This window comes from Lachnospira hominis (ex Hitch et al. 2025), assembly GCF_040096395.1.
In the GTDB taxonomy this organism is placed as follows: Bacteria; Bacillota; Clostridia; order Lachnospirales; family Lachnospiraceae; genus Lachnospira; species Lachnospira hominis.
On the sequence record NZ_JBBMES010000019.1, the window covers coordinates 1 to 12,430 of the forward strand.

Here is a 12,430-nt window from a genome sequence, read left to right on the forward strand (position 1 = left end):
GAACGAGAGTTATCTTTAAAGGTAATCGGATGAAAAAAGATATATTTAATGTGCAGTTTTGAGGGAGCAATCCTTTGGCATAGGGGTGTGGTGAAGTGGTATCATAGGGGTCTCCAAAACCTTTGGTGGGAGTTCGATTCTCTCCACCCCTGCTACGATTTTAAAAATCAAAAATGCTGTGTGAAGTCACATAAATACTGGACGAATGTGGAATTCTGAACGTCATCAGTTTTTGTTAAAATTTAAGAAGTAATTAAAGTTATGAAACGCCGTGAAGGCGTTATTTTTTTACTTATTTTTGATGTATAACTGATTAATTTATGGCAGATAATCCATCTTTTTATGTCAAAATTTAATACGAGGTGATAATTATAGAAATATAATATAATGAAACAATTTAAACATCCATTTATGTAGATTGACAAAAATATTACAAGAGAATATATTTGAGATAACAAAGATATGGAGGTGCTTTAATATGTCACTTTTGCAAAAACTATTGAGTATTGGAATGTATAATCAACAACCGAAGCAGATTCAGCAAAGACAACCACAATTAAATCCTGATTTTAAAGGGGTTTATAGACCTGTTGGCAATACATTACAAGAAGTTTATTGCCCGAGGTGTGGAAGTTGGGAGTGTTCACATACTCAAATTCCAATAAATGTACCCGGTAGAGTTAAAACAAGGTATACAGCTAACCTAAATCCATTTAGACCTTTTACGTTAGTAAATAAAAAAGAAAAAGTTGTTCAACAGTGTGGGACATATTATCAACATAGATTTGTATGCAATAAATGTGGCTTGATTTTTATGTAAATGTTATAATCAATTTAATAAGATTTTATTGATTAAGAGGTAAACATTATGTATACTAATAACAAAGTAGGAAATGTTATATATAAAGTAATTGAATACTTTGGAGATGACGTAAGAAGAATAAATCATTTTCTTAAAGTTTATGGTTATGTTAAGATGATTGGTGAGTGTGAGAATCTTGATGACAGCATGCAGGAGATTCTGGAGGTTACGGCTGTTTTGCATGATGTAGGTATCAAGGTGGCAGAACAGAAGTATAATTCAAGTGCAGGACATTACCAGCAGTTGGAGGGACCTCCTGTTGCAAAGAAGATTCTGGACGAACTTGGATACCCGGATGATTTTGTAGAAAGGGTTATGTATCTAATAGCACATCATCATACATACACTAATATTGATGGCATGGACTATCAGATTTTAGTTGAAGCAGATTTTCTTGTTAACGCGGATGAAGATAGGCTTAGCAGTGATGCGATAGAGAATTTTAAAGAAAAGATTTTTAAAACTACGACAGGAATTGCAGTTTTGGAGAATAATTATCTTAATTTATAAAAGCTGTACTTTTATGGATTGGGATTATTTATATAATTTTAGATAAGATTTTAATTACATTTCAGGAGGAGTTATGCCAAACGTTAACGGAAAGATGTTCAAAAATAATCAGCCACAGAAAAAAAAGGTTAATCCAATTGTTGCATTGATTTTTATAATGGTTTTAGCAGCGGTATTAATAGGATTACAGTATTTTCTGTTGGATGTTCAGACTGAGATATATAATCAGCAACAGCTTGAGTCTACACAGAGTGCAGAATAATAGAGCAGTGACGAAAAAGAAAATAAAAGATTCTAAATTTTATTAGCAAGTAAAGTTTGAAGCATAAATAAAACCAGAGCGGTAACGTAATTAATACATACGCTCTGGTTTTTCTTTATTAATTAATCACTTTTAAGCTGTGATTGTTGTGCCGCTCTTTCCGGCAAGGCTGAGTTTTGCTTTATCTAGGTTAGATATTACAGCTTTACGGCTTGAATCGGCAGTTACAAATCGAATTGATGCATCAACTTTTGGGAAAGTAGTCTTTGCAGGGAAATGACCAGCTTTTATGTAGCCATGTAAATCTGATGCAGTAACATTATCAAATGACTTTTCGTCAGGAGTTCCGTTTCCGATTGTAAGTTTGTCATAAGCAGTAAGGAAAAGAAGTGTTTCTGCATCTACAAGTTCCGCAAGTTTAGCTGCAGTGTAATCTTTCTCAATGATAGCACTTGCACCTTTGAGGTGTGAACCCTGCTGAAGAACAGGAATTCCGCCGCCGCCGGCAGCGATTACAATCTGGTCTGCATCAAGAAGAGCTTTGACAGCATCAATTTCATAAATGTCAATTGGCATAGGAGATGCTATGATTCTTCTGAATTTACCAGGTTCTTCTTCTGTAACATAGTTACCTTTTTCTTCTTCAGCTTCAGCTTCTTCTTTTGTCATATATCGTCCGATAATCTTTGATGGTTCACTGAATGCAATATCAAATGGGTCAACGCGTACCTGTGTGATGATTGTAGATACTGTTTTGTAAATACCACGATTTAAAAGTTCTTCTCTTATAGCATTCTGTAAGTCATATCCTATATAACCTTCGCTCATTGCACCACAAACAGACATTGGTGCAACTGTTCTGTCGTCAGGATTCAAACGGGCAAATTCAGTCATGGCTGTCTGAATCATTCCAACCTGTGGTCCGTTACTGTGTGTAATTACAACCTGGTATTTAGCTTCTACGAGGTCAGCTATAGCACAGGCAGCTTTTTTAACATTAGTCTGCTGCTCAGGGAATGTTTCACCGAATGCATTTCTTCCAAGAGCAACAACAATTCTTTTATTATTCATAATCAGCCTCCGTTTTATCGTAGCACAATTTAAAAATGTGTACATATAATAAATTATTATAAGATATTTACATACAAAAAGCAAATTATTACGTGCTTTTTTTGAAAATTAAAAGAAGTGAAAATATAAATTAAAAATCGATTGAAATAAATTTTGAAAACAGTGTTGAGTGGGGAATTAAAATGTATGTCAGTGTTGCTGTTATGGATACCGGAATTTTCAGACATATGGATTTTGATACAAGGATAGCTGGATTTGCAGATTTTGTCGGAAGAAAAAAATATTTATACGATGATAATGGTCATGGTACGCATGTTGCAGGAATAATTGCCGGGAGCGGAAAAGGTTCTAATGGAAAATACAGGGGAATTGCACCGGATACATTTCTTGTAAGTGTGAAGGTGCTTGATAAATCAGGAAATGGCAAGATAGAAAATGTTGTGGAGGCAGCCGGCTGGATTATAGAAAATAAATCGGCTATGAATATAAGAGTTGTGAATATTTCATTTGGGACGCGTGCAAAAATGGAGAATGGACCGGCAATTGAGACAGGAGAGGATGATTATGCACTTATCATGGCAGTTGAAAAAATGTGGGATTCCGGAATAGTTGTTGTTGCGGCGGCGGGGAATAATGGACCGGGAAATGCAAGTGTTACCGCACCGGGAATAAGTAAAAAAATTATAACGGTAGGTGCATTTGATGATAAGAATTTTTTTTCCGGAAGAGGACCGACAAGGGAGTGTATCGTAAAACCTGAGGTTGTTGTTACGGGAAGTAATATTATTGCATGTAACAATCATCAGGGAAGGTATTCTTCAAAAAGTGGTACCTCTATGGCGGCACCAGTAGTTTCAGGGGCCGTGGCACGACTTATTAAAAACAATCCAGATATTACTCCTAAAGAGGTAAAGATATGGATGAAAAGCTGCTGTAAAAAGATAAACGTGCCATCGGAAAAACAGGGATGGGGAGTGCTGGATATCAGAAAGTTTGTTACCGGATGAAATATTATTATAAAAAAACGAAAAAAGTAATAGCATTTATATAAAAATAATGGTATACTTATTACAGGCGTTCAAATTAAATATTTAGGAGAAGAACAGGGAAGTGATACTTATTTATGAAAAAGGGAAGAAGGGCAGCATCGAAGTTATAGCGGAGGATTTACAAACAAGGCTTGAAGGATATGGAATAGATATTCATAAAGAATCATATGATTTGGGCGAATGTATGATGGCAGCTGATGAATCGAAGGTTTACATGTCCGGGAAGAAGAGAAGCAGGAGCAGAGGATTTGAGATATGTTATGATATACAGGATTCTGGCAGCGAATTCGACAACATGACATATGATGAATTATATAGCAGATTTTTATGGGAAAAGTATGTGGTCGTGATAGCATCGGATGAACTTTTTTCAGAGGCAGAAGGCTTAATTAAGCTTGATATTGCAATGCAGCTGTTTCAGAGTTGTAATATTACAGTTTTTACAATATATAATGACAGAATATTAAAAAAGATACCTAAGAGGGCAGAGTGGCTTGAAAAAACATATTTATTGAGTATTCCAAAGAATATGGATTTACAGAATGTGACGGCTGCTATTGCAAAGATTTACTGGAGAGACAGGCTGTCTGTTCAGAAGAGTAAAGGAAATGACATATATACTGATAATGTAAGAAGGAGCAAGCTGTGTATTGATACAGTTTTGTCAAATATTCTGGCTGATAATGCGACATGTGATGATGAATTAACAGCGATGAACTACTGTATGCTTGATATGATTAAGAATTTATAGTATACTATATTTATATTGCCGTTTTATGCGTTGCTTTTGATAAAAAGCCTGCATAAAACGGTGTACATTTGAGTTAAATGCAGTATTTTAGTTTTGGAGGAAATTTTTTAATGATTAGTGCAAATAATGTAACACTTCGTATTGGTAAGAAAGCACTCTTTGAAGATGTTAATATTAAGTTTACGGAAGGCAACTGCTATGGTCTTATTGGTGCAAACGGTGCCGGCAAGTCAACATTTCTTAAAATACTTACAGGACAGATTGAACCGAGTAAAGGTGATGTGAGTATCACACCTGGACAAAGACTTTCATTCCTGGAGCAGGATCACTTCAAGTATGATGACTGTGTTGTTCTTGATACCGTAATCCGTGGCAATGAGCGTCTTTATGAAATAATGAAAGAAAAAGAAGCAATATATGCAAAGGAAGATTTTACGGAAGAAGATGGCAATAAGGCAAGTGAGCTTGAAGCAGAGTTTGCTGATATGAACGGATGGGAAGCAGAGTCTGATGCGGCACAGCTTCTTAACGGACTTGGTGTTACAACAGATTTGCATTATAAACTTATGTCAGAGCTTAATGGTAGTGAAAAGGTTAAGGTTCTTCTTGCAAAGGCTTTATTTGGTAATCCGGATATACTTCTTCTTGATGAGCCTACGAACCATCTGGATCTTGATGCTATTGCATGGCTTGAAGAGTTCCTTATTAATTTTGAGAATACTGTAATTGTTGTATCACATGACCGTTATTTCCTTAATAAAGTATGCACACAGATTGCTGATATTGACTATGCAAAGATTCAGCTTTATGCAGGTAATTATGATTTCTGGTATGAGTCAAGCCAGCTTCTTATTAAGCAGATGAAAGAGGCCAATAAGAAGAAGGAAGAAAAGATTAAGGAACTTCAGGATTTCATTCAGAGATTCTCTGCTAATGCATCTAAATCTAAGCAGGCTACTTCAAGAAAGAGAGCATTGGAGAAAATTGAGCTTGATGAAATCAGACCATCAAGCAGAAAGTACCCATACATTGATTTCAGACCGGCAAGAGAGATTGGTAATGAAGTTCTTCAGGTAGAAGGAATTTCTAAGACTATTGATGGTGTAAAGGTGCTTGACAATATTTCATTTATTGTTGGACATGATGATAAGATTGCATTCGTAGGCTCAAATGAGCTTGCAACAACAACACTTTTCAAAATTCTTACGGGTGAGATGGAACCGGATGAAGGAAGCTTCAAATGGGGAGTTACGACATCAAGAGCATATTTCCCTAAGGATAGTGCAGCAGAATTTAACTGCGACGATACTATTGTGGAGTGGCTTACACAGTACTCACCGGATCCGGACCCAACATATGTAAGAGGTTTCCTTGGAAGAATGCTTTTTGCAGGTGAAGACGGAGTAAAGAAGGTTAAGGTCCTTTCAGGTGGTGAGAAGGTAAGGTGCCTTATTTCAAAGATGATGATTATGGGTGCTAATGTACTTATATTTGATGACCCTACAAACCATCTTGATATGGAATCTATTACAGCACTTAATAATGGTCTTATTAAGTTTAGCGGTGTTTCATTATTTACATCGCATGACCATCAGTTTATACAGACAACTGCCAACAGAATCATGGAGATTGTTCCAAGCGGACAGCTTATTGATAAAATCACAACATATGATGAATATCTTGAGAGTGATGAGATGGCAAGAAAACGTCAGGGATTTGCTGAAGCAGCAAATGATGATGAGGATTAATATTATGATGTACACAAGCCTGTGTCCCATTGGGATACAGGCTTGTTTTAACTGCTGGTAAATGGTATAATATTAAAATATGCAAAATAATGGCTAATTGTCTGCATTGCATCCGGCAGCAGATATCAGAGCTGAAAGTGGAGGAAAGAAAATGGCGGAAAGCAGAAAGAAAAAAGACGTGCCGGAACGCTCAGGTAAAAGTAGTAAAACAACGCAGAAAAGTGCCGCTAAAAGAAAAACCACAAATTCTTCGGCAAAGAAAAGTACAAGACAGACAAAACAGGAAGCAGCTGCTAAAGCTGCTTATGGTGCCAAAATGCAGGATGAAGTTATGGTACTTTTGTCTTTTGCTGTTGCACTTATTCTTATTCTGAGTAATTTTAATCTTGTAGGAAGTGTCGGTAAAGGCATTAAATGGTTTATGTTCGGGCTGTTTGGCGTAGTAGAATATATATTTCCTGTAATTATGGCATTTACGCTTGTTTTTATGATTTCCAATAAGAATATTATTGCTGTAGCAAGAATTAAGACGGCAGCAGTATATATTTTTACAATAATTTTATCAGCTGTATGGTTAAGAATTGTTAATGAACCTAAGATAGCCGATGCAGGAATTATGGAATTTTTTACATACAGTGCTGATTATAAATCCGGTGGAGGATTATTTGGAGGAATTTTATGTAGAATCCTTTCGCCTATGGGATTCTGGGGAACAATGGTTGTCCTTATTATTCTTGCAATTATATGTATTATTGTAATTACGGAAAAATCATTTATTAATGGTATTTTAAAGGTTAAAAAGAATGGTTCACGTATGATGATGGCTGCAAAACAGGATTATGATATTTACAGGGAACATTCAAATGAGCGTCTTGCGGGTCGTGATATGTATGATGATGAAGATGAAGAAACACAGGAAGAATATCTTGCTAGACGGCGTCGTGAAAAAGAGGCAAAGCTTCAGGAAAAATATGAGAGGCAGGAAGAGCGTGCAAGGAAAAGAATGAATAAAAAAGCACACGGTGTGACACTTGATACACAGCTTCCGAAGAAAGAAGAGGCTGTAAAAAGTGTGGATGTGCATGAGATTGTACCTGATATATCAGTGCATGATGAATATTCGGCAGATATATATGATCCGGGTGACTCATTTGAATATATGCAGGAAAATGTAGATGATAATATAGAAGAACATATAGAGAATGATTCATATATTGATTTATCTGATAGTTCAGGTGTTGATTTATATGAAGATTCAAATGAAAATTCAAATGAAGATTTATATGAAAATTCATATGGAAACCCAAATGAAGGTACAGACACTAATTCATATGATAATACATATGAGAGTCCGGCAGAGGATACAGATATATCAGTAACTTCAGATAATAGAACCAATACAGCAGACATGGCTGAATCAGATAGTCAATTAGAAGAAACTGAAGAAATCCGGATGGAAAATAGTGTGGATAAAAAGAAACAGGAATATGTTTTTCCACCTGTCAGCCTGCTTAACAGAGGAAAAGGTACAGATAAAGCCGGACAATCGCGTGAAAATAAAGAAACTGCAATGCGGCTGCAGCAGACATTGCAGAACTTCGGTGTTAAAGTTACTATCACAGATATTAGCTGCGGACCTGCAGTTACAAGATATGAACTGCAGCCGGAGCAGGGTGTTAAAGTAAGTAAGATTGTATCACTGTCAGATGATATAAAACTTAATCTTGCAGCAGCAGATATCCGAATAGAGGCACCAATTCCGGGAAAAGCCGCAATAGGAATCGAAGTTCCAAATAAAGAAGCGGGAAGTGTATCTTTAAGGGAACTTATAGAGACGGATGCATTTAAAAACAATACATCTCAGATTGCATTTGCAGCTGGAAAAGATATTGCCGGAAAACCTATAATAGCAGATATAGCAAAGATGCCGCATCTTCTTATTGCAGGTGCGACAGGCTCAGGTAAGTCTGTATGTATAAATACAATTATTATGAGTATTCTTTACAGGGCAAATCCTGAAGATGTCAAGCTTATAATGATTGACCCTAAGGTTGTTGAACTTAGTGTATACAACGGAATTCCACATCTTTTAACTCCGGTTGTGACAGACCCGAAGAAGGCGTCTGGAGCATTGAACTGGGCTGTTGACGAGATGACGAAGAGATATAAGCTTTTTGCAAAAATGGCGGTCAGGGATTTGAAAGGATACAATGCTAAGGTATCAAAGATACAGGTTGGTGAAGGCGAGACACCGCCTGAAAAGATGCCACAGATTGTAATTATTATAGATGAGCTTGCAGACCTTATGATGGTTGCACCGGGAGAGGTTGAAGATTCAATCTGCCGTCTTGCACAGCTTGCAAGAGCAGCGGGTATTCACCTTATAATTGCAACACAGAGACCGTCAGTTAATGTTATAACAGGTCTTATCAAGGCGAATGTACCATCAAGAATTGCATTTTCGGTATCATCAGGTGTTGATTCGAGAATTATTATTGATATGAATGGTGCAGAAAAGCTGCTTGGTAAAGGTGATATGTTATTCTTCCCATCGGGATATCCAAAGCCTGTACGTGTGCAGGGAGCATTTGTATCAGATGATGAAGTTGGAAAAGTTGTCGATTTCTTAAAAGAACATATGCAGCAGGAAGTTACATATAACGAAGAAGTGACTAATACCATGACGGCAGCAGCGGGAAATGTGTCAGGACAGGATAATGAAAAAGACAGTTATTTTGCCGATGCGGGACGATTTGTAATAGAAAAAGAAAAAGGTTCTATTGGAATGCTGCAAAGATATTATAAAATCGGATTTAACAGAGCCGGACGAATAATGGACCAGCTTGCAGATGCCGGCGTTGTAGGTCCGGAACTTGGAACAAAGCCGAGAAAGATATTGATGACAGCCGAAGAGTTTGAAGAATACTTAAAGAAAAATAATTTATAATTAAAGGAGAACAGACATGGGCGTAAAGAGTGATATTGAAATAGCACAGGAAGCACAGATGCTTGATATAAGAGAGGTGGCAGCAAAAGTAGGCGTTGCAGAAGATGACCTTGAACTTTATGGTAAGTATAAGGCAAAGATTTCTGATGATTTATATTCAAAACTTGAAGATAAAAAAGATGGAAAGCTTATCCTTGTAACAGCAATTAACCCTACACCGGCTGGAGAGGGAAAGACAACAATAACGATAGGGCTTACACAGGCACTTAATAAGATGGGCAAAAAATCAGTTGCAGCATTAAGAGAGCCTTCACTTGGTCCATGTTTTGGAATAAAAGGCGGTGCAGCAGGTGGTGGATATTCACAGGTAGTGCCTATGGAAGAACTCAATCTTCATTTTACAGGAGATTTTCATGCAATAACATCTGCAAATAACCTTCTTGCAGCAATGCTTGATAATCATATTATGCATGGCAATGAATTAAGAATTGATACCAAGCATATCGTTTGGAAACGCTGCATGGATATGAATGACAGAACATTAAGAAATATCGTAATCGGCATGGGCGGACGTATGGACGGTGTTATGAGAGAAGATCATTTTATCATAACAGTTGCATCAGAAATAATGGCTGTTTTATGTCTTGCAAAGGATATGAAAGATTTAAAGGATCGTCTTGGAAGAGTAATAGTTGCATATAATGTTGACGGTGAACCTGTTACAGCAGATGATTTAAAGGCAACCGGTTCTATGGCGGCACTTCTTGCAGACGCAATTAAGCCTAATATGGTACAGACACTTGAACATACACCTGTACTTGTTCATGGCGGACCATTTGCCAATATTGCACATGGATGTAATTCAGTAAGAGCTACGAGACTTGCATTAAAATTATCAGATTATGCTGTTACAGAAGCCGGATTTGGAGCTGACCTCGGGGCAGAAAAGTTCCTTGATATAAAATGTCGTCTCTCAGGATTAAAACCGGATGCAGTTGTCATTGTTGCTACAGTAAGAGCACTTAAATATAATGGTGGTGTTGCAAAAGATAAGCTGGGTGAAGAAAATATGGACGCACTTAAAGCCGGCATTGTTAATCTTGACAAACATATTGAAAATATGCAGAAGTTCGGCATACCTGTTGTAGTTACACTTAATGCATTTATAACAGATACACAGGAAGAATATGAATTTATAAAGAAGCATTGTGAAGATGCAGGCTGTGAGTTCGCACTTGCAAAAGTATGGGAGAAAGGCGGCGAAGGCGGTCTTGAGCTTGCAGAAAAGGTAATAGAGAGTATAGAAAATAAGAAAGCTGAATATAAACCAATTTATGAAGATTCAGATTCGCTTAAAGAAAAGATTGAAAAAGTTGCAAAAGAAATATATGGTGCAGATGGTGTTACATATGACGATGCAGCTACAAAAGAATTACAGCATATTGAGCAGATGGGATTTGGAAACTTTCCTGTATGTATAGCTAAAACACAGTATTCACTTTCTGATAATCCTAAGCTTCTCGGAAGACCGGAAAACTTTACAATAAATGTAAGAGAGGCATATGTTGATGCCGGTGCCGGATTTGTTGTAATACTTACAGGAAAAATACTTACAATGCCGGGACTGCCTACTCATCCGGCTGCCGAAAATATTAATTATGATGAAGAATCAGGTAAAATAACAGGTCTGTTTTAATATGAAAGGAGAACTGCATGAAATTATCAGAACTTTTACAGGGACTGGAATGTGAAATTGTACAAAAAGGTTTTGAATGTGAGATAACTTCTCTTACTTCTGACTCAAGAAAAGTTACTGAGAATGGTGTGTTTATATGTATCACCGGAGCTGTGAGTGATGGACACAAATATATTCCACAGGTTATACAAAAGAAAGCAGGAGTAATTGTAATTCAGGATAGTGCACTTGGAAATGATGAAACGGCTTCTCTTATAAAAGAGATTCCTTCAGATATAACAATTGTCAAAGCACAGAATACAAGACTTGCACTTGCAGTTATGTCGGCAAACTATTTTGGCAATCCGGCAAAAAAGCTTTTTACAATTGGAATTACAGGAACAAAAGGCAAGACAACAACAACATATATGGTCAAGAATGTTCTTGACGCATGTGGAATTAAGACCGGTCTTATAGGTACTATTGAGACAATTATAGGAGATGAACATACGCCGGCATGCAATACGACACCGGAGTCTTACGATATTCATAAAAGTTTTGCGAAAATGGCTGAACAGGGATGTAAGGCTGTTGTAATGGAAGTGTCATCACAGGGGTTAAAGCTTGACCGTACTGCCGGAATTATGTTTGACATAGGCGTATTTACAAATCTTGAGCCAGACCATATAGGACCTAATGAACATGCATCATTTGAGGAATATCTTGAATGTAAGGCAAAGCTTTTTTCACAGTGTAAGGTTGGCATTGTCAATGCCGATGATGAACATACGCCAAAAATTCTTGAACATGCAACATGCAGTATTGAAAGTTATGGTATATCAGATAAGGCTGATATTCGTGCAAAAAATATAACGCTTTTCCATGAACCGGGAAAAATAGGACTTAGTTATGACTGTGAGGGGCTTGTGAACATGCCTGTTACATTAAAACTGCCGGGTAAGTTTTCAGTGTATAATTCACTGTGTGCAATAGCTGTTACGAGACATTTTAATGTGGATAAAGATACGCTTGAAAAAATGCTGTATGAAGTTAAGGTAAAAGGCAGAATAGAGATAGTTCCTGTATCTGACCGATTTACACTTATGATAGATTATGCACATAATGCAATGGCATTGAAAAGTATACTTGAAACATTAAAAGAATACAATCCTAACAGACTTGTATGTCTTTTCGGATGTGGCGGCAACCGCTCAAAGGAAAGACGTTTTGAAATGGGAGAAGTTTCCGGAAAGCTTGCTGATCTTACAATAATCACATCAGATAATCCAAGATTTGAGGAACCTCTTGATATTATTGAGGACATTAAGACAGGTATTTCAAAGACAACAGGAAAGCATGTTGATATTCCTGACAGAAAAGAAGCAATAAAATATGCAATAAAAAATGCACAAAATGGCGATATTATTGTTCTGGCAGGAAAAGGACATGAAGATTATCAGGAAATAAAAGGTGTAAAATATCCTATGGATGAGAGAGTTCTTATAAAAGAAGTTGTTAAAGAACTTGAATCAGAAGGCTGGAAAAGATAAAGCTG

Annotated in this window: 10 protein-coding genes and 1 tRNA gene; 10 read left to right on the top strand and 1 reads right to left on the bottom strand. The window is 36.8% G+C overall.

Annotated features, from left to right (window positions below):
• Positions 1–81 precede the first annotated feature (81 nt).
• From WMO38_RS12735 to WMO38_RS12750, 4 genes are all read left to right on the top strand, one after another.
• Positions 82–152, top strand: a tRNA-Trp gene (locus WMO38_RS12735).
• Positions 153–478: 326 nt separating this feature from the next.
• The gene (locus tag WMO38_RS12740; RefSeq protein ID WP_349162960.1) at positions 479–820 is read left to right on the top strand and encodes a hypothetical protein; all 342 of its coding nucleotides are present in this window, start codon (positions 479–481) and stop codon (positions 818–820) included.
• A gap of 48 nt (positions 821–868) precedes the next feature.
• On the top strand, positions 869–1,372 hold the full coding sequence (locus WMO38_RS12745) for an HD domain-containing protein (RefSeq protein WP_349162961.1): 504 nt from the start codon (positions 869–871) through the stop codon (positions 1,370–1,372).
• A 73-nt stretch (positions 1,373–1,445) separates the two neighbouring features.
• Positions 1,446–1,634, top strand: coding sequence for a hypothetical protein (locus WMO38_RS12750; protein WP_021866149.1), 189 nt, complete (start codon positions 1,446–1,448; stop codon positions 1,632–1,634).
• A gap of 132 nt (positions 1,635–1,766) precedes the next feature.
• Here WMO38_RS12750 and arcC read toward each other — a convergent pair whose 3' ends face one another.
• Positions 1,767–2,705 carry a carbamate kinase gene (gene arcC, locus WMO38_RS12755; protein ID WP_186836975.1) on the bottom strand — a complete coding sequence of 313 codons (939 nt, stop codon included), beginning with the start codon at positions 2,703–2,705 and terminating at the stop codon, positions 1,767–1,769.
• Positions 2,706–2,887: 182 nt separating this feature from the next.
• On the opposite strand from arcC, the gene WMO38_RS12760 reads away from it, so the two are divergent.
• The 6 genes from WMO38_RS12760 (at position 2,888) to WMO38_RS12785 (ending at position 12,425) form a co-directional block, all read left to right on the top strand.
• Positions 2,888–3,712 (top strand): S8 family peptidase, encoded by an 825-nt coding sequence (locus WMO38_RS12760; protein WP_349162962.1) that lies wholly within the window; start codon positions 2,888–2,890, stop codon positions 3,710–3,712.
• A 103-nt stretch (positions 3,713–3,815) separates the two neighbouring features.
• Positions 3,816–4,505 (top strand): hypothetical protein, encoded by a 690-nt coding sequence (locus tag WMO38_RS12765; protein ID WP_349162963.1) that lies wholly within the window; start codon positions 3,816–3,818, stop codon positions 4,503–4,505.
• Between the two features lie 110 nt (positions 4,506–4,615).
• Positions 4,616–6,253 carry an ABC-F family ATP-binding cassette domain-containing protein gene (locus tag WMO38_RS12770; protein WP_021866145.1) on the top strand — a complete coding sequence of 546 codons (1,638 nt, stop codon included), beginning with the start codon at positions 4,616–4,618 and terminating at the stop codon, positions 6,251–6,253.
• A gap of 151 nt (positions 6,254–6,404) precedes the next feature.
• Positions 6,405–9,200 carry an FtsK/SpoIIIE family DNA translocase gene (locus WMO38_RS12775; RefSeq protein WP_349162964.1) on the top strand — a complete coding sequence of 932 codons (2,796 nt, stop codon included), beginning with the start codon at positions 6,405–6,407 and terminating at the stop codon, positions 9,198–9,200.
• 16 nt (positions 9,201–9,216) lie between these two features.
• Complete coding sequence (locus WMO38_RS12780) at positions 9,217–10,896, top strand: formate--tetrahydrofolate ligase (RefSeq protein WP_349162965.1); 1,680 nt, start codon at positions 9,217–9,219, stop codon at positions 10,894–10,896.
• A 17-nt stretch (positions 10,897–10,913) separates the two neighbouring features.
• On the top strand, positions 10,914–12,425 hold the full coding sequence (locus tag WMO38_RS12785) for a UDP-N-acetylmuramoyl-L-alanyl-D-glutamate--2,6-diaminopimelate ligase (RefSeq protein ID WP_021866142.1): 1,512 nt from the start codon (positions 10,914–10,916) through the stop codon (positions 12,423–12,425).
• The last annotated feature ends 5 nt before the right edge of the window (positions 12,426–12,430 follow it).

Bases quoted from the DNA above. Each gene is read 5' to 3' on its own strand.
- WMO38_RS12780 (WP_349162965.1), top strand. From the start codon at position 9,217: ATGGGCGTAAAGAGTGATATTGAAATAGCACAGGAAGCACAGATGCTT.
- WMO38_RS12775 (WP_349162964.1), top strand. From the start codon at position 6,405: ATGGCGGAAAGCAGAAAGAAAAAAGACGTGCCGGAACGCTCAGGTAAA.
- WMO38_RS12750 (WP_021866149.1), top strand. From the start codon at position 1,446: ATGCCAAACGTTAACGGAAAGATGTTCAAAAATAATCAGCCACAGAAA.
- WMO38_RS12785 (WP_021866142.1), top strand. From the start codon at position 10,914: ATGAAATTATCAGAACTTTTACAGGGACTGGAATGTGAAATTGTACAA.
- WMO38_RS12745 (WP_349162961.1), top strand. From the start codon at position 869: ATGTATACTAATAACAAAGTAGGAAATGTTATATATAAAGTAATTGAA.
- WMO38_RS12760 (WP_349162962.1), top strand. From the start codon at position 2,888: ATGTATGTCAGTGTTGCTGTTATGGATACCGGAATTTTCAGACATATG.
- WMO38_RS12770 (WP_021866145.1), top strand. From the start codon at position 4,616: ATGATTAGTGCAAATAATGTAACACTTCGTATTGGTAAGAAAGCACTC.
- WMO38_RS12740 (WP_349162960.1), top strand. From the start codon at position 479: ATGTCACTTTTGCAAAAACTATTGAGTATTGGAATGTATAATCAACAA.
- arcC (WP_186836975.1), bottom strand. From the start codon at position 2,705: ATGAATAATAAAAGAATTGTTGTTGCTCTTGGAAGAAATGCATTCGGT.